General features: G+C 63.0%; 21 protein-coding genes. 10 read left to right on the top strand and 11 right to left on the bottom strand.

The window, feature by feature from the left end; translation table 11 throughout:
• The first annotated feature begins 32 nt into the window (after positions 1-32).
• The 7 genes from D6Z24_RS15140 (at position 33) to cobO (ending at position 6,504) form a co-directional block, all read left to right on the top strand.
• Positions 33-524 (top strand): c-type cytochrome, encoded by a 492-nt coding sequence (locus tag D6Z24_RS15140; protein ID WP_129127448.1) that lies wholly within the window; start codon positions 33-35, stop codon positions 522-524.
• Positions 521-1,744, top strand: coding sequence for a 4Fe-4S dicluster domain-containing protein (locus D6Z24_RS15135; RefSeq protein ID WP_129127447.1), 1,224 nt, complete (start codon positions 521-523; stop codon positions 1,742-1,744). The genes D6Z24_RS15140 and D6Z24_RS15135 overlap by 4 nt, the downstream gene beginning before the upstream one ends.
• A 161-nt stretch (positions 1,745-1,905) precedes the next feature.
• Positions 1,906-2,361, top strand: coding sequence for a FixH family protein (locus D6Z24_RS15130; RefSeq protein ID WP_129127446.1), 456 nt, complete (start codon positions 1,906-1,908; stop codon positions 2,359-2,361).
• An 11-nt stretch (positions 2,362-2,372) separates the two neighbouring features.
• Positions 2,373-4,778, top strand: coding sequence for a heavy metal translocating P-type ATPase (locus D6Z24_RS15125; protein ID WP_129127445.1), 2,406 nt, complete (start codon positions 2,373-2,375; stop codon positions 4,776-4,778).
• Entirely contained in the window at positions 4,771-5,010 is a 240-nt protein-coding gene (gene ccoS, locus D6Z24_RS15120; RefSeq protein WP_129127444.1) for a cbb3-type cytochrome oxidase assembly protein CcoS, read from the top strand. The genes D6Z24_RS15125 and ccoS overlap by 8 nt, the downstream gene beginning before the upstream one ends.
• A gap of 38 nt (positions 5,011-5,048) precedes the next feature.
• A complete protein-coding gene (locus D6Z24_RS15115; RefSeq protein ID WP_129127443.1) occupies positions 5,049-5,723 on the top strand; it encodes a sulfite exporter TauE/SafE family protein in 675 nt (224 codons plus the stop codon).
• 199 nt (positions 5,724-5,922) lie between these two features.
• Positions 5,923-6,504: a cob(I)yrinic acid a,c-diamide adenosyltransferase gene (cobO, locus tag D6Z24_RS15110; protein ID WP_129127442.1), complete on the top strand. Its 582-nt coding sequence runs from the start codon at positions 5,923-5,925 to the stop codon at positions 6,502-6,504.
• Between the two features lie 11 nt (positions 6,505-6,515).
• On the opposite strand, the gene D6Z24_RS15105 is transcribed toward cobO, so the two are convergent.
• The gene (locus D6Z24_RS15105) at positions 6,516-7,487 is read right to left on the bottom strand and encodes a diguanylate cyclase (RefSeq protein WP_129127441.1); all 972 of its coding nucleotides are present in this window, start codon (positions 7,485-7,487) and stop codon (positions 6,516-6,518) included.
• Complete coding sequence (locus D6Z24_RS15100) at positions 7,484-11,146, bottom strand: PAS domain S-box protein (protein ID WP_129127440.1); 3,663 nt, start codon at positions 11,144-11,146, stop codon at positions 7,484-7,486. Before D6Z24_RS15100 ends, D6Z24_RS15105 begins: the two co-directional genes overlap by 4 nt.
• 228 nt (positions 11,147-11,374) lie before the next feature.
• On the opposite strand from D6Z24_RS15100, the gene D6Z24_RS15095 reads away from it, so the two are divergent.
• Positions 11,375-12,658 (top strand): 4Fe-4S dicluster domain-containing protein, encoded by a 1,284-nt coding sequence (locus tag D6Z24_RS15095; RefSeq protein WP_129127439.1) that lies wholly within the window; start codon positions 11,375-11,377, stop codon positions 12,656-12,658.
• Here D6Z24_RS15095 and D6Z24_RS15090 read toward each other — a convergent pair.
• Positions 12,655-14,841, bottom strand: a complete 2,187-nt coding sequence (locus D6Z24_RS15090; RefSeq protein ID WP_162605150.1) for a tetratricopeptide repeat protein — start codon at positions 14,839-14,841, stop codon at positions 12,655-12,657. The genes D6Z24_RS15095 and D6Z24_RS15090 overlap by 4 nt on opposite strands.
• A 301-nt stretch (positions 14,842-15,142) precedes the next feature.
• On the opposite strand from D6Z24_RS15090, the gene D6Z24_RS15085 reads away from it, so the two are divergent.
• Positions 15,143-15,421 (top strand): type II toxin-antitoxin system Phd/YefM family antitoxin, encoded by a 279-nt coding sequence (locus D6Z24_RS15085; protein ID WP_129127437.1) that lies wholly within the window; start codon positions 15,143-15,145, stop codon positions 15,419-15,421.
• Complete coding sequence (locus D6Z24_RS15080; protein ID WP_129127436.1) at positions 15,411-15,680, top strand: Txe/YoeB family addiction module toxin; 270 nt, start codon at positions 15,411-15,413, stop codon at positions 15,678-15,680. The genes D6Z24_RS15085 and D6Z24_RS15080 overlap by 11 nt, the downstream gene beginning before the upstream one ends.
• Positions 15,681-15,735: 55 nt before the next feature.
• Here the strand turns inward: D6Z24_RS15080 and D6Z24_RS15075 are convergent, their stop codons facing one another.
• The 8 genes from D6Z24_RS15075 to D6Z24_RS15040 form a co-directional block, all read right to left on the bottom strand.
• Positions 15,736-16,353, bottom strand: coding sequence for a LysE family translocator (locus D6Z24_RS15075; protein WP_129127435.1), 618 nt, complete (start codon positions 16,351-16,353; stop codon positions 15,736-15,738).
• Between the two features lie 21 nt (positions 16,354-16,374).
• Complete coding sequence (locus D6Z24_RS15070; RefSeq protein WP_246014684.1) at positions 16,375-17,676, bottom strand: MFS transporter; 1,302 nt, start codon at positions 17,674-17,676, stop codon at positions 16,375-16,377.
• A gap of 38 nt (positions 17,677-17,714) precedes the next feature.
• On the bottom strand, positions 17,715-18,254 hold the full coding sequence (locus D6Z24_RS15065) for a surface-adhesin E family protein (RefSeq protein WP_129127433.1): 540 nt from the start codon (positions 18,252-18,254) through the stop codon (positions 17,715-17,717).
• Positions 18,255-18,318: 64 nt separating this feature from the next.
• On the bottom strand, positions 18,319-19,020 hold the full coding sequence (locus D6Z24_RS15060) for an aspartate/glutamate racemase family protein (RefSeq protein WP_129127432.1): 702 nt from the start codon (positions 19,018-19,020) through the stop codon (positions 18,319-18,321).
• A gap of 59 nt (positions 19,021-19,079) precedes the next feature.
• Positions 19,080-19,430: a hypothetical protein gene (locus tag D6Z24_RS15055; protein ID WP_129127431.1), complete on the bottom strand. Its 351-nt coding sequence runs from the start codon at positions 19,428-19,430 to the stop codon at positions 19,080-19,082.
• Between the two features lie 137 nt (positions 19,431-19,567).
• Positions 19,568-20,287 carry a general secretion pathway protein GspB gene (locus tag D6Z24_RS15050; RefSeq protein WP_129127430.1) on the bottom strand — a complete coding sequence of 240 codons (720 nt, stop codon included), beginning with the start codon at positions 20,285-20,287 and terminating at the stop codon, positions 19,568-19,570.
• 1 nt (position 20,288) lies between these two features.
• Entirely contained in the window at positions 20,289-21,950 is a 1,662-nt protein-coding gene (locus D6Z24_RS15045; RefSeq protein ID WP_129127429.1) for an AAA family ATPase, read from the bottom strand.
• Between the two features lie 216 nt (positions 21,951-22,166).
• Positions 22,167-24,784: VCBS domain-containing protein (locus D6Z24_RS15040; protein WP_198419566.1), on the bottom strand; the 2,618-nt coding region annotated here is incomplete at its 5' end.

The raw sequence follows: 24,784 nt of genomic DNA, 5'->3' as shown, positions 1-24,784 counted from the left end.
TCCCCCTAAAAAAGAGAGCAAAGGAGGACGCGATGTCCGATGAAAATAAGGAATACGACGGCATCAGGTACCGCCCGGAGAAGCATGCGCCGAATGTCTTCAGGATCCTGTTCTGGGGGCTTGTGACCTGGGGCGTCATCTTCATGGCCTACTACCTGTTCAGCGGGTGGAGCTCCTACGGTGAATACGCCGAGATCAAGAAGGCAAAAGAGGCCCGCCTCGCCGCACAGACCCAGAAGGAGTCGGCGGCCAAGAGCGTGCCGGCGCACGAGGAGATCAGGACCACCAACCTGATCGGCGAAGGTAAGAAGGAGTTCGCCGCCCGCTGCGCCTCCTGCCACGGCCCCGACGGCAAGGGGGGTATCGGCCCCGACCTGACCGCGAAGACCTACAAGTTCGGCAAGACGGCACCCGAGGTGACCGCCACCATCTCCGACGGACGCCCAGGCGGCATGCCCGGCTTCAAAAACGAGCTCTCCGGCGACAAGATCCAGGGGCTGGTCCAGTACGTGCTGTCGCTTTGAACCTACCTCCCTTCAAAACGGCACGCATAGCACCATGGCGCAAGAGGGTGCAGTGGCTTTGCACCCTGTTGCTGCTCGCCGTCCCGTTCATCCGCCCCGGCGGCGAATCGCTGCTGCGCCTTGACGCCGGGACGAGGACGCTCCTTTTCTTCGGCGCCAAGCTGCGCATCGAGGAGTTCTACCTCCTCCTCGTCGTGGTGCTGATCCTGGTCTTCGGCTTTTTGTTCGTCACCATGCTCTTCGGCCGGGTGTGGTGCGGCTGGCTCTGTCCGCAGACCACACTGGGGGACATCGCCGACTGGCTCGACGCACGCACCAGGGGCATCCCAGCCCCGCTCGATTTGGCGCTGCGCCACGCGGGCTACCTCGCCCTCTCCGCGCTGGTGGCGTCGAACCTGGTCTGGTACTTCATAGCGCCCCCGGACTTCTTCGCACGGCTTCTTTCCGGAAGCCTGGGCGCCGTGGCGGGGATCTCCCTAGCGGCGACCGGGGCGATCGTCTACCTCGACCTCGCCTTCGTACGGCGCACCTTCTGCAAGACCGTCTGTCCCTACGGACGCATCCAGCTAATGGCCATGGAGCGCGGCACCCTTACCCTTGAATTCGACCCCGGCCTCAAGGAGGCCTGCATCCGCTGCGGCTCCTGCGTGCGCGCCTGCCCGATGGGAATCGACATCCGAAAGGGGCTGCAGATCGAGTGCATCAACTGCGGCCGCTGCCTGGACGCCTGCCGCGACGTAATGGCGCCGCGCGGCAGCGGTGGGCTCATCCACTACACCTTCGGCCCGCCCGCTCCCGACGGCTCGCGGGCGGTGAACAAGAAGGCGCTGTTGGTCGGCGGCGTCGTCGCCCTTCTCGCGGCGCTCCTGGTCGTCGGGGTGACGACGCGCAAGGAGGCGACCCTCAAGGTGCAGCGAAACGCGAGCGGCGAGGTGAAGACGCTGCCCGACGGCTCGCTGGTGAACTTCTACTCGGCGTATCTCGAGAATCGCTCCGGTAAGCCGGGGACCTTCCAGTTGGAGACGGCGCCATTGCCCGGCTACCGGGTCGAGCTGGTAGGCCCGGTGCGGGACGTGGAGCTCCCGGCGAACGCGAACCGGAAGATCGGCTTCGCGCTGAAGATGAACCCCGCGCCGGCGCCCGGCACCGTCGTAGAGCTGAGGCTCCTGTCGGCGGGTAAAGTGGTCGCGGCAAGCCCGCTGCCGGTCGCAATACGTTAGAACGCCCCTCTCCCCTCTCCCTCCGGGAGAGGGTGCCCGGAGGGCGGGTGAGGGCCTTGCCCCGAAGTGAGAATGTTGCAACCGCCGTCGCCCTCACCCTGGCCCTCTCCCGAAGGGAGAGGGGATGTGGACGTCAGGTGAGGGAAGAAAAGAGGAAAACGATGCAGAAGACACTAAATACATCCCCCTGCCGCTGGCAGCTCTCCATCGTGCTCATGATCGCCGTCTTTCTCCTGGGCATGGCGGGCACCATGCTCATGTCCATGCAGCGCGGAGCCGGGGTGACCGATGCGCAGTATTACCAGAACGGGCTGAACTACGACCGGACCAAAAGCGGCGCGCGCAACCCCGGCCTCAACTGGAGCATGTCCGCCTCCCTCGCCGGGCGCGATCTGCAGGTGCGGGTGCATGACGAGAAGGGAGCGCCGATAACCGGCGGCGCGCTGCAGTTTCGCACCGAAGCCGTCGGGAACCCGTCGGTGCTGTCGCTCACCGAGGCCTCCCCGGGGGTCTTCGTCTCCCCGTGGCCCGCCACGGGAAAGGCGGAACTCAGGGGGCTCCTCGTCTTCACCAAGGGTGAGGCGAGCGCGAGCCGGAAGGTCGTGTTCTTCAATTGAGAGGAGTCTTCGTGCCCTGTTTTCATTGCGGCGGCGACATACCACCGGGGATGCTGGTCGAGGAGCGCAGCGGTGACACCGTGCTCCCCTTCTGCTGCCACGGCTGCCACGGCGCCTACCTTCTGATCAGCGGCTCCGGGCTCTCCGATTACTACCGCCGCAGGCAGTGGCAGGAAACGGGTCTCATTCCGAAGGCGTTCAAGGGGGGCTTTCGCGACAGCTACCTCGCCGGATTCGTCCGGGAGTCGGCCGGGGGAAGCGCCATCGACATCATCGTCGACGGCATCCGCTGCGCTTCCTGCGTCTGGCTCATCGAAAAGATCATCGGCGCGCTCCCCGGCGTCGTCGAGGCGCGCGTCAACTACGCCACCGGCCGGGCCCGCGTGCTGTTCGACCCCGGCATCACCTCTCCCGCCGCCATTTTCAACCGCATCGACCAGATCGGCTACGCGCCCCGTCCCTACACCGAGAGCGAGGTGCGCGAGATGGCAAGGCGCGAGCAGAAGGACCTCCTGATCCGTTTCGGGACCGCCTGTTTCCTCAGCATGCAGCTCATGGCCTACGCCTTCGCCCTGTACGCCGGATACTTCCAGGGGATCGAGCCGCAGATGAAAGGGTACCTGCAGCTCTTCTCGCTCCTGGTCACCGCGCCGGTCGTTTTCTACTGCGGCTGGCCCTTCCTGAAAGGCGCCTGGCGCGGCCTCGCCAACGGCGCACCCAACATGGAGCTTCTCATCGCCCTGGGCGCCCTATCATCCTTCGGCTACAGCGTCTATGCGACCTTTTCCGGCGGCGAGGTGTACTACGAGACCGCGGCCATGATCGTCACCCTCATCCTCGCCGGGAGGCTTCTGGAAAACGGCGCCAAGCGCCGCGCCTCCGGGGGAATCGCGAGGCTTTTGGAGCTATCCTCGGGGCAGGCACAGCGTTTCGCGGGAGAGACGCTCGAAACGGTGGATCCTTCCGAGCTCCACCCCGGCGACCTGATCCTCGTAGCACCCGGGGAGCGTTTCCCGGTGGACGGCAGAGTCGAGGAGGGAGCAAGCGACGTCGACGAGTCCGCCGCCACCGGCGAGCCGCTCCCCCAGGTGAAGAAAAAGGGGGACGAGGTGATCGCCGGGAGCACCAACCTCTCCGGCGCCCTGCGGGTAACCTGCCTGCGCGAGGCGGGGGAGAGCTTCATCGCACGGATCGCGCACCTGGTCGAGGAGGCGCAGAGCCGGCGCGCCCCGATCCAGGGGGTGGCCGACAGGGTCGCAGCCTACTTCGTCCCGGCCGTTTTGACCCTCGCGGTCGCCACCTTCTGCCTGCACTACTGGGAGGGAAGGGCCCTCGGTGCCAGCCTCATGATCGCCCTCGCCGTCCTGGTCATCGCCTGTCCCTGCGCCCTAGGCCTCGCCACCCCGACCGCGATCCTTGCCGGCACCGGCGCCGCCGCCTCCTTCGGCGTCATCTTCAAGGGTGGCGACATCCTCGAGCGCTTGAGCCGCATCACCATCGCCGTCTTCGACAAGACCGGGACCCTCACCCAAGGGGCGCCGATGCTGGTCGACATCCAGCCGGCGCCGGGGGTGAAGCCCAAGGAGGTGCTCGCCCTCGCCGCGGCCGTCGAGCGGGGCTCGCTGCACCCGGTGGCCCACGCGATCCGAGCCTACGCCGATCGGCACGACATCGACTACCCGACGGGCACCGAGATGGTCACCCTGGCGGGAGCCGGGATCAAGGGGCGCGTGGCGGGCGAGACGGTGGCGCTAGGGAGCGTCACCTTTCTCGAGCGTCTGGGCGTCACCGGGATCCCGGACGGGGTCGAATCCCCCGAGGGTGGCATGGTGGTGGGCGTCGCCCGCAAGGGGCAGTACGCCGGGACGCTGATCTTCAAGGACCGGATACGCGACGACGCGCCGGGGCTCGTCTCGTACTTCCGGCGCCAGGCGATCGACACCCTTCTTCTGAGCGGCGACCGGCAGGAGTGCACCGACAAGGTGGCCCGGGGTGCTGGGGTCGCCCTCGGCCTCGGCGGCCTTTCGCCTGCGGACAAGGCGCGGGAGATCGAGAAGCTGAAGGGTGCGGGGGCGACCGTCCTCATGGTGGGTGACGGCATCAACGACGCCCCGGCCCTCTCCGCCGCGGACGTAGGATGCGCCGTGGCCGGGGGGACCGATATCGCCATGGAGACCTCGGACTTGGTACTCGCCAAAGCGGACCTGGACCGGCTGGCACTCGCGCACCGGATGGCCCGGCGCACCATGAAGGTGGTGCGGCAGAATTTGGCCTGGGCCTTTCTCTACAACGTGATCGGGATTCCCCTCGCCATGACCGGTCGGCTCACCCCGGTCTATGCCGCGGCCGCCATGGCGTTAAGCTCGGTCTGCGTCGTTGGGAACTCGCTGAGACTTTTGCGGGTACCGCATGACTAGCTCGCTCATCGCGCTCATCCTGCTATCCTTCTGCCTTGGTTGCGGCTGCTGGCTCTTCTTTCTCTGGGGAGTGCACCGGGGGGAGTTCAACGACATGGAGCGCCCGAAACACAGGATGCTCGACGACGAGACGCCTCTGCCACATGAAAAAAGGAGCGGCGCGGCGGAGCCTGAATCTTCCGACGGCAACGTCGACAACGCTTCAGCGCATGACCCGCAAAGCCGGCAGTAGCCCCACCATCCCATTGACACAGCGCACAGGAGACCGAAATGCTACAGATCTGGTTGGCCTTCCTCGCAGGACTCGCCGGGAGCTTCCACTGCATCGGGATGTGCGGCGGCATCGTCGCCGCCATCTCCCTCAAAGACAGCAGTAACGTCTTCGCGGCGCGCCTTAAGTCGCAGCTCTTCTACAACACAGGGCGCATCGCCACCTACACCGCCCTGGGCGCCGTCGCAGGCCTTATCGGCTCATCCCTCGACCTCATGTCCATGAAAGTGGTCTTCCGCTGGTTCATGGTCGGGGCGAACCTCATGGTGATCATGGTGGGACTCTCCTCGGCGCTGGGGCTGAACGTCCTGAACCTCTCCACCCTGGAGGGGACCGGCGCGCGCTTTCTGACCGCACCCTTGAAGCGCCTCCTCGCCGCCAACTCCCCCTTAGCCTCGCTGCCGCTAGGGCTCGTGCTCGGCTTTCTTCCCTGCGGCCTCGTCTACGCGCCGCTTCTGGCCGCTGCCGGTACCGGCAGCCCGGTGATCGGAGCCGCCACCATGGCAGCCATGGGGCTTGGTACCGTTCCCGTGCTCCTTGCCTTCGGCACCGCCTCGAGCGCCGTCTCGGGAGCGCTTAAAAACGCCATGCTGCGTGCCGCCGGCCTAGCCATCGCCCTCATGGGGGTTGCGGGGCTTTGGCGCGTGCTCGGCAAGATGGCCGCGCACCATTAATCACCACCGCTGCACACGGAGTCAACCTGCCCCCCCCCTCTCCCTCCGGGAGAGGGTGCCCAAAGGGCGGGTGAGGGCATTGCCACGAAGCGAGTGTTTGCATCTGCCGGCGCCCTCACCCTACCCTCTCCCAGGGGGAGAGGGGATAGAGACATCCGTATCCGTCCACAACCAATGGAAATCCATCGGAGCCAACGTCATGAAGAAACAGGGAACCCCGCCGCTAAAGATAGACCGGCTGGAACCGAAGGAGAGGAAGGGTCTCATCGTGGTGATCACCGGCCACGGCAAGGGGAAGACCACGGCTGCGCTCGGCATGGCGCTAAGGGCGGCGGGCCACGGGATGAGGGTCTGCATCATCCAGTTCATGAAAGGGGATCTTTACGCCGGGGAGTGGGACGGGGTGAAACTTCTGGGAGACCGGGTGGAGTTGCACGCCACCGGCAAGGGGTTCTGCGGCATCCAGGGAAACCCGTACCCGAGGAGCGAGCACCGCGCCAACGCCCAGGACGCGATTCAGCTCGCCCTGGAGAGGATGGCGTCGGGCCTTTTCGACATGGTCATCCTGGATGAGGTCAACAACGCCCTGCAACTGAAGCTCGTCGACCTCGAGCAGGTGCTGGAGATCCTGGAGGCGAAGCCCTCCCTCATGCACCTCGTGCTGACCGGCCGCGACGCCCACCCCTTGCTGATCGAGCTGGCGGACACGGTGAGCGAGGTGGTCGAGGTGAAGCACGCCTACCGCAAGGAGATCGAACCGCAACCCGGGGTGGACTACTGAGGACGCCGCATCTAGGCGTCCGCTTCGGCCTCCGCCACGGTGACGCGGTTGCGCCCCTCCGCCTTGGAGCGGTACAGCGCCTGGTCGGCCCGTCCCAGGAACCACTCAAGGGTGTGCGGCCGCTCGACGAGCGTCCCCGCCACCCCGGCGCTCAGCGTCACCACGTTGTGCTCGGAATGCCCGTGCGGCAGCGCCTGTGATAAAAGCGCGAGCCTCAGCCGCTCCGCCATGTGCCCGGCAAGCTCGGCGCTCGTGTCGGGAAGGATGACGGCGAATTCCTCGCCGCCGTAGCGCGCCACCACCTCTCCCGCCCTCTTGAAGGTATCCCGCAGGATTTCCCCCATGAGTTGCAGACACTTGTCCCCAGCCATGTGGCCGTACAGGTCGTTGAACCTCTTGAAGTGGTCGATGTCGCACAGGATGAGGGAGAGGTTGCGGCTGTTGCGCATGGCACGCTGCACCTCGGACTGCAGCACCTCGTCGAAATTGCGCCGGTTCGAGACGCCGGTGAGCCCGTCCTTGCGCGCGAGGACGTCAAGGGTGCGGTTTTTCTCCTCGAGCTCGCGGGTGAGCCGCTCCAGAAGATCGCCCCGGTGCTTCAGCTCCAGGTGGTTTCGCACCCGGGCGAGGACTATGTGCGGACGGATCGGCTTGGTCAGGTAATCGATGGCGCCTAGCTCCAGCCCGCGCGCCTCGTCCTCGTCGTTCCCCATCGCAGTAACGAACACCACCGGGATCCGGGCCGTTGCCCGGTCCTGCTTCAGAAGTGAGCAGACCTCGTACCCGTCCATGTCCGGCATCATGATGTCCAAAAGGACCAGGTCGGGATGCTGCTCCTGCACCATGCGGATGCCGTCCGCCCCGCTCTTGGCGAAGAGGACGTCGTAGTTTTCCTTGAGAATCTTGTACAGGATCTCGATGTTCGCGGCGGTGTCGTCCACGATCAGGATCTTGTGCCTCTTAATCTGGCTTCTAAGGTTCATAGCGTGATCTCCAGCTCTTCCATAATTTCCCTCAGGACCGCACCTGCGTCCCCGAAATCCAGCATCTGCAGCGTTGCGTCCAGACGTTGCGCAAGTTCGCCGGAAAGAAGCGGACGCATCTCCTCCCAAACCGCGAGCGCGCTCATGTTCTGACTCTGCAGCAGGCGATCCAGGCTCCGGGAGAGCGCCGCCATCTGTTCCAGGTCGTCGCAGGCGATCTTCACGTTACTTCTTTCCGCGCCGTCAACGCCCCACTGCTCCTCGAGCTGCCGGATGGAATCGAGCACCTCGGTGAGCTTTTCCGCGAAGCTCTCAAGGGTCTGGTGCACGAGCGAGGCGTCCTCGCCGCGCAGCGCGATCTCGAGGGAGGCAGCGGCGCTCCCGAGCCTGGTGGCGCCCAGGTTACCGGCGCTTCCCTTTACGGTGTGAATCAGGCGCCGGGCGAGCTTCAGATCCGCGACCGCGGCCGCCGCCCCGATCTCATCGACCATCGCAGCGTTTTCCTTGCGGAAACTCACCAGCAGCTTTTTCAAAAGGCGCCCGTCCCCGATGCGCTCCATGGCCCGCTTCAGTTCCAGTCCGGGCACCTGCTCGGGGATGTCGTCCTCCTGTAAATCGGGCGTCGCGGCCGCCTTCTCGATGACGCGCGGCTCCGCCCCGACCCAACGTCCGAGGGTGGCGAAAAAGGCCGGGATGTTGATCGGCTTGTCCACCTGGTCGTTCATCCCGGCATCGCGGCAGAGCTGGCGCTCCCTGGGCAGGGCCCCCGCCGTCATGGCGATGATGGGGAGCGTGGCAAGCGCCGGGTCGAGCCTCATGCGCCGGGCCGCCTCAAGCCCGTCCATGACCGGCATGTGCACGTCCATGAGCACCGCGTGGTACGAGGCACCGGCGGCATGAACCATGGCAAGCGCCTCGGCCCCGTTACCCGCCACTTCGACCTGCACGCCGCCCCGCTCGAGGATGAGCCGCGCCACCTCCTGGTTGATCTTGTTGTCCTCCACCAGCAGGACCCGCACCCCGGACAGGTCCCGCGTCTCCCCTTCGGCCGCATGCGGCGGCACCGGGTCCTGTCCCGCGTCCTTCAGGCCGAAGCGGGCGACGAAGCTGAAGGTGCTGCCGCGCCCCGGCTCGCTGTCGACCCACATCCGGCCGCCCATGAGCTGCACCAGTTCCCGGCAGATGGCGAGGCCGAGCCCGGTACCGCCGTAGCGGCGCGTGGTGGAGCTGTCCGCCTGGCTGAACGGGAGAAAGAGCGCCTCGCGCTGCTTTTCGTCCATGCCGATGCCGGTGTCGGAAACGGCGAAACGCACCGTCGCCTCACCGTCCTCCAGGGCTACGAGGGCCGCCTCCACCTCGACGCTCCCCTTTTCGGTGAACTTGACCGCGTTCCCGGTCAGGTTAAGGAGGACCTGCCCCAGACGGATCGGGTCCCCAACCAGCAGTTCCGGGATGTCGCCGGCGGCGGTCACCTTGAAGGCGACCTCCTTTTCGCCCAGGATGGCCGACGCCACGTTTTCCAGGTCGCCCAGCACCTGTCCCAGCCGGAACGGGATGTGCTCCAGTTCCATCTTGCCGGCCTCGATCTTGGAAAAGTCGAGGATGTCGTCGATCACCCTGAGGAGCACCCCCGAGGCGCTCTGCGCCTTCTCCAGGAATTCCTTCTGCTGCGCGGAGAGCTCGGTCTGCTGCAAGAGGTAGAGCATCCCGAGGGCCGCGTTCATCGGGGTCCTGATCTCGTGGCTCATGTTGGCCAGGAACTCGCTCTTGGCCCTGGTGGCGCCCTCGGCCGCCTCGGTGGCGCGCAAAAGCTCCTCTTCGGCCCGTTTCCGCTCGGTGATGTCGAAGAAGGTCACCACCCCGCCCACCGGCTCTCCATCCTGCAGCTGGGGGAAGGACCAGTATTCCGCCGCGAAGCTGGAACCGTCGGCACGCCAGAAGTACTCCTTGTCGCCATGCACCCCTTTGTTCCCGCGCAGCACCTGGTAGACCGGGCACTGCTGCACCGGGTTGGGCGTTCCGTCGGGGCAGCTGTGGTGGATCAGCAGGTGCATGTTCTTCCCGAGGAGCTCGTCCGCGCTGTCGTAGCCCAAAAGCCGCGCGCAGGCACGGTTGGCGAAGGTGCAGTTGCCTAATAGGTCGATGCCGAAGATCGCCTCCGCCGTCGATTCAAGCAGGAGCCTGATACGTTCGTCGCTGCGTATCAGGGCCTCCTGGGCCCGCTTTCTCTCGGTGATGTCCTCTTTCACCGCCACGAGGTTTCGTATCTCCCCCGAGGCATCCTTAACCGGCGAGATCGACGCGCTCTCCCAGTAAAGGTCGCCGTTTTTGCGCTTGTTGCGCATCTCCCCGCGCCAGACCTCGCCGGAAAGCACGGTCTGCCACATCCCCGCGTAGAACTCGCGCGGATGCCACCCCGACTTCACCAGCCTCGGGGTCTGCCCCAGCGCCTCGTCGGCCTGGTAGCCGGTCACCTTGGTGAAGTGCGGGTTGACGTAACGGATGATCCCCTCGCGGTCGGTGACCAGAACCGTCACCGGTGCCTGGTCGATGGCGAGCTGGAACTCACGCGCCGCATCCTTTTGCCGGCGCAGTTCCTCGATCATCCGGTTGAAGGCGTGCGCGAGGTTTCCTATCTCGTCCCCGGTGTGGATCGCCACCGGCTCGAGGTCCCGCTCCTGCTCGGTGATCCCTTCGACGTGGCGGATGAAGGTGAGAAGGGGCGCCGTGAGTCGTCTCATCAGCATGAGGGAGACGAAGATGCTCGCCGCAACGGCGCTGGCAAGCCCGAGGAAAAGAAGGAACTTCGCATTTCGTGCCGGAGCGTACGCCTCAGCCAGCGGGTAGTTTGCGCCGAGGATCCAGCCGGTGCTCTTTAGCCGCTTGAACGAACTCACCGAGGCGAGGCCGTGGGAGTTGACGTTTTCCGCCGCCCCCTCGAACCCGGCGATGGCACGGTCCAGCAGCAGGTTGGTACCGACCTGGACATCCCGCTTCAGGATCCGCCCCTGGTCCGGATGCACGATGATGTAGCGGTCGCGGTTGAACAGGTAGAAGTAGCCGTTCTTGCCGACGCGCGCGTGCGCGAGCTTACCGAGGAAGTTGTCCTTGTAAAGGTCGACGGCTCCGCCTAGCATCCCGATGACGGCGCCGCCGGAGTCGAGCACCGGAACGATCAAGGCGACCGTTGGGTGCCGGTGCACCTGGGTCGAAATGAATGGCTCCGAGATGACGGTGCGCTTTGTGCGCGCCGCATCCCGGTAATAGTCACGGAAGGAGTAATCCTTGCCGATGAGACTGGGCTCAAGTGGCGTAACTGCGAGGAGTGTTCCGCCGGAATCGAAGAGGAATAGTCCGCTATCGAAAAGGGCTAGGGTTTCGGGATGTTGCTGTAGGAACCGCTGCGCCGCTGCGGCATCGCTGAAAAGCCGCGGCGGAACCGTCCGCGTCAGCGCCTCGAGCTGTACGGCCGCGCCGCGTATCTTGCCGTCGATCTCCTCGGCCATGGAGGAGACCATGGAGAACTGCTGTTCCGAAACGGTCGACTCGTACTGCTTCTGCAGAAACCATGACGCGCACAGGGTCATGAAGGAGAGCACCAGCACCACCAGCAGCGACACCGTCAGGCTAATTTTCGTTGTGAGGCTCAGGTTTTTCATCTCAGACGGCGGGCTCCTTGTGACGGCGGCACGGCGGTCTTTGCCCCGCCCGGAGGTGCCGGGGCAAAGACGCAGGCGCTTATGCTACTCATCGGCCGGCGTGGGAATAGCTTTAATTAGATAGGGGTTTTCGAAACGGTGGCGGGGGATGTCCCGAGGCCGGCGTTGCCGACCTTTCCGAGAGTGTTAAAATGAGGCGTTTTCTCTTTTCATACCGGAGATGCCGCCATGACCAAGCGCGTGACCCTGGACGGCTACCATCGCCTGATGCGGCGGGTGAACCTGTTCCCGCAGGGGGCGCCCGATTCGGAGCTCCTGCTCAGGATCTTCTCGATCCTGTGCAGCGAGGAGGAGGCTCTTTTGCTGAGCCGGCTCCCGCTCCGGCCGTTCACCGCGGCGAAGGCGGGGAGGATACTGGGCCTTTCCACCGAGGCGGCACGCACCCGCCTGGAGGGGCTCGCGGCGCGATCCCTTCTTTTGGACATCGAGCGGGAGGACAGGACGGTCTACCTCCTCCCTCCTCCGATGGCCGGGTTCTTCGAATTCTCGCTGATGCGGCTGCGCCCGGAACTGGACCAGAAGGAGCTTGCCGGTCTCTTCTTCAGTTACATAAACGTGGAGGACGCCTTCATCCGCGACCTCTTCGCCGGTGGGGAGACTTCGCTTGGCAGGGTGATGGTGAACGAGGAGGCGATCCCCGAGGAGAAGGCGTGCCAGGTGCTCGATTACGAACGGGCAAGCGAGGTGATCAAGAGCGCGAGCCATATTGCGGTGGGACTTTGTTACTGCCGCCATAAGATGCTCCAGCTGGAGCGGGCCTGCCGGGCTCCGCTGGACATCTGCATGACGCTGAACCTCGCGGCCCAATCGCTGATCAGGCACGGGGCGGCACGGGAGGTGGACCGTGCCGAGGGGCTCGACCTTCTGCAAAAGGCCCGCGACCTGAACCTCGTGCAGTGCGCGGACAACGTGCAGCGTCAGGTGAACTTCATCTGCCACTGCTGCGCCTGCTGCTGCGAGGCGATGATCGCCGCGCGCCGGCTCGCCATCCCAAACGCCATGTACAGCACGAACTTCGTGCAGGCAACCGACGCGGCGCGCTGCACAGGCTGCGGCAGGTGCGCGGCGGTCTGCCCGGTAGGTGTCATCAGCATGGAGGCTCAGGGGGAAACAGGAAGAACGGCCCGGGCGGCAAAGGAGCTCTGCCTCGGGTGCGGGGTATGCGTGCGCAGCTGCCCTGCGGGCGCCGTCTCACTCGAGCCGCGGGAGAGGCGCATCCTCACTCCCGTCAACACCGCGCACCGGCTGGTCCTCATGGCGATCGAGCGGGGCAAGCTGCAAAACCTCATCTTCGACAACCAGGCGTTTCTCAGCCACCGCGCCATGGCGGCGCTTTTGGGCGCCATCCTGAGGCTCCCCCCCTTGAAAAGGCTCATGGCGAGCGAGCAGTTGAAGAGCCGGTACCTGGAGCGGCTGTTAAGCGAGGTCGAGGTCGACCGCTTCTCCGACTAGCGCCGCGCCGCCTGCAGGAACTGAAGGGTCTTCGCTTCCAGCAGCGCCGCTTCCTGATTCTGGGGAGCGACCCGGCGCGCCTGCTGGAACTGCTCGAGCGCCTTGTCGATCTGCCTGAGAGCCGCATAGGCGCGCCCCATATCGAGGTACGCCGGGACGTAACCCGGGTCCAGCCGCACCACTTCCTGATAGCAGCCGATCGCCTTTTCCATCTCCTTCTTGTGGTAGTAAGCGCCCGCCAACCGGTACCGTACAAAGGCATACCCGGGGTTTTGACCCGCGATATCCTGGTACATCCTGATCGCCCCGTCGAGGTCCCCGGCCGCCTCCGTGATGGCGGCGAGATTCACGCGCGGCTCCAGCGCTGCAGGGTCCAGACGTCCCGCCTCCAGTACGTGCCGCCTCGCTTCCTCGAGATTCCCCTGCTGCAGCAGCGCGCCCGCCAGGTTGTTGTGTGCGACCATGTTGGCGCCGTCAAGCTCGACGGCCTTTCTGAAGCAGGCGGTCGCCTCGGAAAGCGCCCCCTTTTTCTGCAGGGCGGCACCCAGGTTGCTGAGGGCGATGACGTAGTTCGGGTTGACGGCGACGGAAAGGCGGTACTGCTCGATCGCGGCATCCAGCGCCCCCATCTTCTCGTAAACCGTCGCGAGGACGTTGTGCGCCTCGTAGCTATCCGGAGCGAGGCGGACCGCGTTGGAGCCGGCGGCCAAGGCCTCGTTCACCCTGTTTTCCTTGAGAAGCGCACGGGCGAGGTTGTTTTGCGGGCGCCACTTGTTCGGGGATTTTGCCGCATTGTCGCTCCAAAGGGTGACGCTGTCCCCCCATACGCCGTTTCGCTGCCACGTCGCGACGGTCAGCGCCAGCACCACGAAAGCGGCGACGGCAACGCGCGTCGAGGAAGCACTCTTTTCGAAGGCCATGGCGAAAACGGCGGCGAAGGCCAGGAAGGCGCCGAAAGAGGGAAGGTAGAGCCGATGCTCGAAGATGACGTCGGAGATCGGGATGAGGCTCGACTCCACGCAGAGGGTCAGGAAAAACCAGAGGATGCCGAAACCGATGAGCCTTAAGTACCCTTCCCTCCCCTTCTCTTCTGCGGCGTCGCCGGCCTGGGGCGCGGATAACCGGTACAGATACAGCGCCAAGGCGAAGAGAAGCGCCAGCACGAGAAAGGAGAGGAATACCGGCGGAGTGAGGACGGTGCTGTAGACCGGGAAATCGTAGTCCACGTTCTGGGCGACCGGCAGGACCAGGAGCCGCAGATAGGTGACGATCACGCTGAACTGGGTCAGCAGGTAGTCCAGGCGGGACACTTGCTGGGTCTCCATGGTGGCGCGGGAGATGTCGGAGATGAGCTCGCCGATCGGGCGCTCCGCGGTGGCGACGGCCACTGCGATTGCCGCGATGCAGAGGACGGACGCGGCCACAAGCAGGTAGCGTTTTTTCATCCCCTTGCCGAAGAAGGAGAAGTCGTAGAGCAAAAGCGCCAGGGGAAGCGTCGCGGCGATCTCCTTGGTGGCGAATGCAGCGAGCGCGGAAACCAGAGCGAGCAGGAAGAAAACCACGCCACGTGCCGGGAAGGTGCTGCAGCTTTCCTCCTGTAGCACCCTCCCCTTCGCGTAGCAAAGAAGGGCGGCAAGGTAGAAAAGGGTGGCAAGCGATGCCAGGCGCTGCACCACGTAGGTCACCGCCTGGGTCTGGACCGGGTGCGCCACGAAGAGCAGGGCGGCCAGAAACGGTATCGTCGCGGTGGCCGAACGCGGCAGCGACTTCGCGCGGAAGAAAGGGGTCGAGAGCGTGACCCGGCAAAGAGCGTACACGACCCAGCCGCAGGCGACGTGGATGGCGAGGTTGACCGCGTGATAGCCGGCAGGCTCCAGCGCGGAGAAATGGTAGTTGAGGGCAAGGGTGAGGTACCCCACAAAGCGCCGCGGGTTGTAGGCGAATCCGTCTCCGGAGAGGAACCGCCCGACGTCCCTGATCGCCTGGTTGTCGATGATGGAAGTCTGGTCGTCGAAGACGAAGGGAACCCCGAAGGTGTTTGCGTAACCCGCCAACGCGACTAGGAGGATGAGAAACATCGGAAGCGCTTTATCGAGCCAGGTTTGCGGTGCCGTGGCCGTCGATGCGGCCGGTGTGGAGGGGGCTGCGGTGGGCTTTGCTGCGGTGGAAGCTTTTTTCGCCATTGCACGATCTCGCTTTCGCGAAGGATAACCGCTAAAAGCGGCCGACGCGGGAAGCGTCATTCGGCTGCCAACCGAAAGACTCCGGCCGAAAAAGGTGCCGGTTCACGCGCTTGCGGCAATTTAGTGCATACTAATAGACGTGTCAATATATATTACGATTCAGAACTTGCCATATAGATGCTCTTTGGCGACCGTCTTTTTGACGCGCTCCGGACGGGGGGGGCGAGCTGGAGAGGATGAAGGTTGCTAAAAGGAGAAAACTAAAGTACAGTGTTCCTGTACAACTCAGGAGGAAGGGAACATGCTGAAGACCTCGTACACCAACGCCCGGGCCAACCTTGCCGGCCTTTGCGACCAGGTGACCAAGAACCGCGAAATCGTCATCATAGATCGCCGCAACGGCGACAGCGTGGCCATGATATCGGCGGACGAACTGGCGAGCCTGGTTGAGACGGCGCACCTGATGCGCTCGCCGAAAAATGCGCAACGCCTCCTGGGCGCTCTTGAGCGCGCACTAAAGGGCGAGGGCGAACCTGAGACGGCCGGTGAACTCCGCGAGGAACTGGGTCTTGGAGGCTAAGCGGCGTGCCGCCGTATTTCTGCCTGAGTTCCGCGAGGATCTGCGCTACTGGGTCGAAGTGGACCGTAAGACAGCCTTGCGGGCTCTCTCACTGGTGGAAGCGGTCCTGCGCGACCCATTCAAAGGAATAGGAAAACCGGAGCCGCTCAAGTACCTCTCACCCGGCGTCTGGTCTCGCCGCCTGACCCAGGAGCATCGCCTCGTCTACCTGGTTTCCGACGAGCGCGTGGATTTCCTCCAGGCCCGCTACCATTACTGACTGCAACGGCAACAACGAGAACGCCCCACTGCCTCATCCCAGCCTCATCCCAGCCTCACAACGCCCCCAGCAGCCTGAGCCCCTCCCGGAAGAGAAGCAGCGCGAAGAAGGTCAAAAGCCCCCCGAGAAGACGCATGATCCAGAGGTAGAGGCGGCTTCCCATGAAGGCCCGCGACTTCCCCACCGCCACGGCGAGGATGATCTTCGCCCCGATCAGGGAGAGGTAGAAGCTTCCGATGAAGGCGAGAAAAGCGGTGATGCCGATATTGAGGGATCTGGTGAGAATGGGAGCGCCGACCGTGATCCAGAAGAGGTAGGGATGCGGACTCAGGAAGTTGGTGAGTATCCCCTTGCGCAGCGACTTCGGCGGCTCCTTCGGGAGTTCCAGTGCGACCGGCCGGGCGCGCAGCGACTCGTACCCCGTGTAGAGCACGAACAGTCCCCCTGCCAGGGAGACGACGCCGAGGACGCCGTGATAGCCGGAAAGGTTCATCAGCAACAGCACGGTGGCCAGGATGATGGGGAAATCGGTGATGATCGGCGAGAGCGCCACCCGGACGCCGGAGCGGGTGCCGTGGGTGAGCGTCTCCGAGATGACCAGCATGAGAAGCGGCCCCGGCGAAAACCCCGCCGAAAACCCGAGAACAAGACCAACCGTCAGAAACTCAAACATGCCAAGCGCACCCTTTCTTCTTCATTGTTTTTCCTCCGGCATGGGAGGCTGTTCCGCCGCGCTTTCCATCCCTTGGGCGACCTCCTTCACGATCCCCATGCGGGCATAAATCGGGCGCACCAGTGCCCTGATGCGCGGCAGATTCCTCGCGAAAACGAGAGCCCCCAGCAGACAGCAGACGGCACCGACGACGAGCGTCACACGGGGCCCCACCATGCGTGACATGGTCCCCGCCCCCAGGCTGCCAAAAGGCGTCATCCCCATGAAGGCCACGGTGAAAAAGCTCATCACCCGCCCCCGCTTGTCCTCCTCCAGGATGGTCTGCAGGATGGTGTTGCACGAGGCGACCATGGTCATGGCGCCGAAGCCGGCCACCATGAGGGCGATCAACGAGAGGGAGATATTGCCGGAAAGGGCGAAGGCGGCGACCCCGGCGGAAAAGAGCGCGGCCGAGACGACGATGACCCGCCCGAGGCCGAGCACGCTGTCTCGGGAAGCGAGATAGATGGTCCCCGCCAGTGCGCCGCAGCCTGCTGCGGTCATGAGAAAGCCGAAGGTGTGGGCACCGCCGTGCAGAATATCCCTTGCGAAGACCGGAATCAGCACGGTGTAGGGCATGCCGGTGAGGCTCATCAGCGCGATCAAAAGCAGGATGCTCCGGATGGGGGCGAAGCCGAAGGCGTAGAAGAAACCTTCCTTCAGTTCGTGCAGGACGTGACGCCGCGGCTTACCGTCGCCCTCACGCGGCTCGATGCGCATGGCGAACAGCGCCAGCAGCACGCCAAGGTAGCTCGCGCTGTTCAAAAGAAAGCAGATTCCCTCCCCGACCGAAGCGACCAGGAGCCCGGCGACGGTCGGACCGACCAGGCGGGCGGCGTTCACCATGGAGGAGTTAAGGGCGATGGCGTTGCCGAGATCCTCCCGGTTCGTCACCATCTCGACCACGAAGGACTGCCGGATCGGTATGTCGAAGGCGTTCACCATGCCGAGGACCAGGCTCAGGACCACGATATGCCAGACCTGCACCACCCCGAGCATCACCGCTGCGGCTAGGAGCGCGGCCTGCACCATGGCGAGCGCCTGGGTGATCATCAAAAGACGCCTGCGGTCCATGCGATCGGCGAGAACACCTGCGACGGGTGAAAAAACGAAGGTGGGAATCTGACTGGTGAAGCCGACCACGCCGAGCAGGAAGGCGGAATCGGTAAGGCGGTAGACGAGCCAGCTCATGGCGACCTGCTGCATCCAGGTGCCGACGAGCGAGACGCTCTGGCCGGCCACGAAAAGCCGGTAGTTGCGGGAGCGCAGTGCCCGAAGCAGCATCCTAAGCCGCGATGTCCCTTGGGCAGGAGTCATGGGCCCTAAAAGACGGTCCCTTCCTTGACCGATTCACCAGGGACCTCTTGCGCGGGGGTCTCGTCCTCGTCCCCGTTGTCCTCGATGGAGCAGACGATGGCGGCCACCGTCTCGCCGAAGCTGCCGGGAACGATATCGGACCATTCCTCGTCGTTGTTGTAGGAATTGAGCGGAGTCCCTTTGGCATCGTAATAGTGGATCGATGAGACGTTCATCTTCAGGTCGTTGCAGTTGATGTTCCACTTTTCCTTGCTGTAATAGCTCCCCTTCAACTGGGGCGAGAGCGTCTTGCGCCCTTCGTTGGTGTAGAGAAAGGCGACCCACGCGGACCGGACGTTGGTATCGGCGTCGATGATCTGGGCCGTTCCCTTGATCCCGTAGACGCACATGTTGTCGTTGCAGTCGAGCTTCAGCAAGGAGGGATCGGCATCCCATTTCTCCTGGAGCGTAACGGAGGCGGCCGTTTCCTTTGACACCTTTTTCTTCTGTCCGGCGAAGGAAGTCGAAGCAATCAGGACCATCGCCAGAACCATCAATTTCTTCATACTCCCCCCTCTTCTTTCATTCCACGTGTTGTCATTGCCTGCCGCTATCACTACACCGGCTGACTCACCATTTTCTTCCTTCCCTGCAATACCTGACCACGCTTTCAACGTGAATGGCCGTGGTGTTGAGGAAGGTGGTGTCGTAGTCGCCATCCCTCACTATGAGCGGCAATTCGGTGCAGCCGAGGATGACCGCCTCCGCTTTTTCTTCACGCACCATGCGGTCGATGATATCGATCAGCCCTTTCCTCGTTTCATCCTTGAAGACGCCCAACTCGATTTCCGTCATCAGCTTCTCGTGGATGTACTCCTGCTCGGCCTCGTTGGGAACCGCCACCGAAATACCGGCGGCGTTAAAGGGAGGAGCGAAAAAATTCTCCTGCATAGTGAAGCGGGTGCCGAGGAGCGCTACCTTCTTTACGCCCAACTCTTGCGCCTTTTCGCAGGTCGCGGTGACGATGCTGATCATAGGAAGGGTCGTTTTCGCCTTTACCTCTTCGAAAACAACGTGCGGCGTGTTGGCCGTAATGATGGCGACATCCGCCCCCGCCTTCTGCAGGGCCCTGACCTTCTGCACGAGCAGGTAGATGAGATGGGTCCACTCGCGCCGGGCCACCAGGTCCAGCACCTCCTCCAGGTTCGCGCTGTAGATCACCATTTCGGGCGCGGCGAGGCTTCCGGGAACCCGGAAGGCCTGGATGATGCGCTGGTAGTAGTCCACGGTGGACTCAGGCCCGAGTCCCCCAACCATGCCGATAGTCTTCATGCCCTGCCTCCTTGCTCCCCTCGCCGCATCAGCGTCGCACGGACGCGTCATCCGCCGGCTCAGCCGTCCGCAACGATATTTATCTCATAGCCGTTCTTACGGAAGGCATCCATGAAAGCCGCAAGCTGGTCTTTGTCCAGCGAAGCAAGCAGCGCCTTCAGGTCCTTCCTGTCTTTATGCACCGCACAGATCTTTTCTTTCAGCGTCTGCTGCAGGTGGTCCTGCAGGTGCGAGTCTCTCGCGATCCGTTCCATGTCACCGGAATCGCACAGCACGAGTCTCAACTCCGGTCTATCGCTGGTGATGAAGAAGCTGACGTTTTCCTTGCTCACCATGAAGTTGCCTGAACTGCAACCACCCAGTGCCAATGACAAGAGCCCGGAAGTCAGATACACACGCGTCCGCAGCATGACATCACCTCCTGTTGGAGCCAATTATCCACTGTGAGACCGCATCTGTCCGGTATTTTTCTTTACAGTGCTATTTTTTTTTGAGAGAGACTGCCCCACGGTCCACGCGAATAGACCGGGGGCGTCAAGGGGAGAACTCAGCGGGACTGCAACCCGGAGGAGAAGGGAATCTCGAAGACGTGCCCTCCCCTGGACAGCCTCACCTTGGTTTCCTTGATCTCGACCACCCGGGCTCCGGCAACCTCGGCCCCCTCGCCTACCAGGCTTCCGTTCAGCACCGCACGGCGCATGCGACGCTCGTCCTGATACGCGATGCCGGAGATGACGATATCCTGCCCGCCAGCGGCAGCGTTCGCACTTTCCCCGCGCGGCGCCCTCGGCTGCGCGGGTGCGTCCTGAACAGAGGGTGTAACGGCGGAGCGGGAAGTTTTTCTGACCGGGTCCGCCGGGGACGAAACGGGTATGGCGCCTCCAACCACAGGCTGGGCTGGAGCTGCCGGAGCGGCGGCAGACGGCGCGGGAACCGGTTGCGGAACCGCGACCGCTGCAGGAGCAGCAGGCGCCGGCACCGTCGCGACCGGGGGCTGTACCGCCACGGCAGGTTGTGCGGCGGGAACGGCGGCGGGCGCCTGGTCGGCAACCTGCATGGCACCGTGTCCCTTAAGCATGAAGCCCGCCCCCAGACCGGCACAGACCAACACGAGTCCGGCCACGATAGCCAACGGATAGCGGGATTTTTCCTTGGGCTGGGCGGCCAGGCGGTAGCGAAGCACCTCGGGACGCAGGTCTTGGCCGTTGCCGCGCTTGCTTCTGCGTTCCTGCTCCATTTTTCTCAATGCATCAAGGATAAGGCTCATGTCAGATCCGCCCCGTAGTCTGTTTGCCGTTCGTCCCGCTCGCCTTGGCAAGCCCCGGAGGGAAGAAACCGCCGGCGCGCCGGTAAAGCAGGATGAGGGTCTGGGCTCCCACCTTGCCGTCCGCCGTCACTTGCTCCCTGCGCTGGAACTCGGCAAGGGCCGTTTTCGTGGCCTCGTCGAAGGTACCGTTAGGCGTCCCGGCGTAAAAGCCGACCTGCTTCAAAAGCTCCTGCAGTTGCCTGGTCCCCGCCACCTTGTCGGCGCCCTTGGTGGCTATGCCGTGGAAGTCCTTCCAGAGCAAGGTGGCGCCGCCGCTCCACAACTGCCCGAACTCAGCCCGGGACAGGGTCGATCTTCCTGCTATGGCGGGGACGACGCGCACTTGATCGCCGTCCAGCCCGACCAGGGCCACCAGCCGTTCGACGTTTCCGGGGAGAACGAGATGAAGTAGCGCCGGGGCGTCCAGCCGCTCGAGAGTTTCGAAGCTTACGTTCTGTTTGGTGGCGGTGAGGCCGCGCTGCCGCGCCAGGGTACGGATGTTGTCGGGCTGACCTGCCACCGGGTCGATTTTCGGCACCTGCCAGGCGCCGAGTACCGCGTTCAACGCGGCATAAAGGTTGTCCTGAGCCGGCTGAGCGGCTATCGCCTGCCGGGCGGACTCGGCCGAGAAAGGCGCCGTTTCCTTTGCCTTCACCTTGGCCTCTTTGGGCTCAGAGACCTTTTGCACCGCCTTGTTCTCACCTTTTCCGAAAAGATGCAACGAGGCGATGGAGAAGCCGGCGATGACCATAACGCACACCACGAGTGCGGCCGAAAGCACCCGGACCTGAAGGGTGTACCGCCTGCGCGGGCTCTCCCGGCGCAGATCAGCGATGGAGAGAGACGCCATCGTCTTGCTCACCTCCTTGCACTCCCGTGTGTAGGCGAGCAGCAAGGCACGGTCGCAAACGCCGTTGATCAGGCGCGGCAGTCCACCTGAAAACCGGTAGATACGTCTGAAGGCCCCCAGGGAAAAGGTGAGCGGCTCCCTGCCGTCGGCGGCGAACCTGATCCGGTGCCTGATGTAAGCGCAGGTATCCTCGAAGCACATCGGTTTGAGGTGGTAGCGCACCGTGATGCGCTGGTCGAGCTGGCGCAGTTCGTCCCGGCCCAGAAGCGCGTTCAACTCAGGTTGCCCGACCAGCACGATCTGGATGAGCTTCGCGCTCTCCGTCTCCAGGTTCGAGATGAGCCGGACGTGCTCCAGCACCTCGATGGAGAGATTTTGCGCCTCGTCGATGACCAGCACCACGGTCCGACCGGCGCGATTCTCCTCGAGTAGGAAGGCGTTGAGCGCGGCGTGCAGGTCGCGGATCTCGTCCCCCTCGCAGGAAAGGCCGAACTCCGCGTTCACCTCCTTCATGAAGCCTAAGGGCGACAGGATCGGGTTGAAGATCAGAGCCGTGCGGTGCGTTTCCGGGTCGAGCTGGTTCAGGAGCGTCCTGACGATGGTGGTCTTCCCGGTGCCGACCTCGCCCGAGAGCTCGATGAAGCCAGCGCGGTTCTCGATGGCGAAGAGCAGGTGCGCGAAGGCCTCCTGGTGCGGAGCGCTCAGGAAGAGAAAGGACGGGTTAGGAGTAAGTGCGAAAGGCGGTTCTTTGAAGCCGAAAGATTCCCAGTACATGTTTCCCCGAAAAGCCCGTCAAGGGCGGAGAAGGATTGGGTGAAGTGGACGTTATAGCTATAGTTTCTTGCGGCGGGAGTGTCAAGGGAATCCTGCGGAGGAGGATGAAAAACAATTTAAGTCACAGGGAAGCCGCAGCATGTTCTATTTCATACAAAAAAAGCTGCCGCGAAAGATACCTTTCGCGGCAGCTCTGGTCTAAATGATCAGTGAACCTTACTTATGAATCGTGGGATCGTCATGAATAAGGGAATTCAAAAGATCCGTTGAGTTACTGACGTTTTCAAAAGTCACCGTCCCCACCTGAGCGCCGTTATTGTAGATGGTAAGATGTGCCGTAGTGGATCCGTCCGCCTGTTCGAAGAGAGCGTCCGTGTGCGTCGGTTCAATGACTATTTTGTCTTCACCGGCGGTGTAGTCTTTAATTGTGTCGTGCCCTGCACCGACTTTAAAGGTGTCGGCACCTGCGCCGCCAGTCAAGGTGTTATGTCCTGCACCGCCAGAGATTATGTCATTGCCCTGGCGCCCGGTAATGACGTCATCGCCGGCACCACCGCTGAGATTGTCGCCATGGGACGTAGTTCCGTAGATCACGTCGTTGCCGCTTGACCCCACCGTGGACACTGCGTTTTGCGCGCTTACATCCTGGACGATCGAGAGATGTATGTACCGTGCCTGTTCGTTCCCTGATTTAATATCGTCATACACCACGGTCCAGACAGAGCCCGGGGCCTGCGGATGGTTAGCCAGATAGGAAGCTAGCGTGGTAGTTCCATCTGAGATGTCATTGAACGAAATGCTGTGCTGTTGGATGGTGTTGGCGCCAGCAGGGGCATTAGTGTTCACGCTGGTCCAATAGGCGCCGTGATCCACATTCAAATCGCCGTCACCACCACTGCCAGGTATCGCCTGCCAATTCACATGCGCGGTGTCGCTGGCAGAGACAACCGTGAAAGTGTGCCCGTCAATGACCAGTTTAACATTTACCTGGTTCTCAACCTGGTACGTCAATGTCTTCGTGTTCATGCTCATGAAGTCGGTCGTGAGCTGGATAGCGGACTGAGAGTAGTCTGTAACCGATGCCAATATCGGATCCACTGCAAATTGAACGGACTGATTGCTTCCCGAAGTCAAGGGATGAGAGACACTGCCGACTTGTACCTCTGCAATGTAACCACCGGTGCCAAGCAGCGTGTGCAGATCGATTGTTCCTGTTGCCGAATCGAATCCATTATTAACCGTGTAGGTGAACTGAACATTGTCGGCGCCGGCCTTACCGAATCCAGTCGCCGGATCGAACGTTGCCAAGCCGTCTGGCTGATAAACCAATGACTGCAGCTGTGCGGATGTTAGTGTCTGGTTCGCAGCAACGGCATGGAAGCCGGTATCGTCGACATACCCAACCGTGCCTGTAGTAGGCAAAGTTCCAACCTTAATGGTTATTGCATCACCAGTGTCCCCACCGGAAGGTGCGCCGATTTGCAGCGCATATCCGTTAGCATAGTCGCCAGTCATCTCTGAAGAAGAATCCGGCATGTAGACGCTGTGCGAATCAAGAGTCGGCAAGTCAGGGGCACCGTTAATCGTTATAACGATGTCGTGGCTGGTGCCGTCAACACTCTGCACCGTGAAGGTCTCGACTTTCGTTTCTCCGTTGCCGAGGTACTGCACATCAGCATTGGCAACGCTGTAAGTCCAGTGACCGGCGCTGTCGATAGTGATGTGGCCGAGGGCCCCCTGGCTGGCAACCGGTGCGACCGCCGTGTTGATCGCCGACTGGTGCTGGTCGAGATCGGTGACAACCAGAGTCCCGGCGGTAGTCAGATTGACAGTTGCAGCGCTCGGGGTGTCTTCCGTCACGTAGCCCGAGTCGGCCCCGGTGAAGGTCGGAACGTCATTGGTGCCATTGATAGTGATGACGATGTCGTGACTGGTGCCGTCGACGCTGTGCACGGTGAAGGTCTCGACTTTGGTTTCCCCGTTGCCGAGGTACTGCACATCGGCATTGGCAACGCTGTAAGTCCAGTGACCGGCGCTGTCGATGGTGATGTGGCCGAGTGCGCCCTCGCTCGCCACCGGTGCGACCGCCGTATTGATCGCCGACTGATGCTGATCAGCGTCGGTGACAACCAGCGTCCCATTTGTGGACAACGTCACGGTCTCGACGCTCGGGGTGTCTTCGGTGACGTACCCAGAGTCGGCGCCACTGAAGGTCGGAATGTCGTTGGTCCCGTTGATAGTTATGACGATGTCATGGCTGGTGCCGTCGACACTCTGGACGGTGAAGGTTTCAACTTTGGTTTCACCATTGCCGAGATACTGCACGTCGGCGTTGGCAACGCTGTAAGTCCAGTGACCGGCGCTGTCGATAGTGATGTGGCCCAAGGCGCCTTCGCTCGCCACCGGTGCAACGGCCGTGTTGATGGCCGACTGGTGCTGATCAGCATCGGTAACAACAAGGGTCCCATTAGTCGACAACGTTACTGTCTCAGCGCTCGGAGTGTCCTCGGTCACGAAGCCCGAGTCTGCCCCGGTGAAGGTCGGGATGTCATTCGTCCCGTTGATCGTGATGACGATGTCGTGGCTGGTGCCGTCGACACTCTGGACGGTGAAGGTCTCGACTTTGGTTTCCCCGTTGCCGAGGTACTGCACATCGGCATTGGCAACGCTGTAAGTCCAGTGACCGGCGCTGTCGATCGTGATGTGGCCGAGTGCGCCTTCGCTCGCCACCGGTGCGACGGCCGTATTGATCGCCGACTGATGCTGATCAGCGTCGGTGACAACCAGCGTCCCATTTGTGGACAACGTCACGGTCTCGACGCTCGGGGTGTCTT

Origin of the sequence: Geomonas oryzae, assembly GCF_004117875.1 — a bacterium.
In the GTDB taxonomy this organism is placed as follows: Bacteria; Desulfobacterota; Desulfuromonadia; order Geobacterales; family Geobacteraceae; genus Geomonas; species Geomonas oryzae.
Note: the sequence above shows the minus strand (reverse complement) of the source record. Positions and strands in the feature narration are given on the sequence as shown.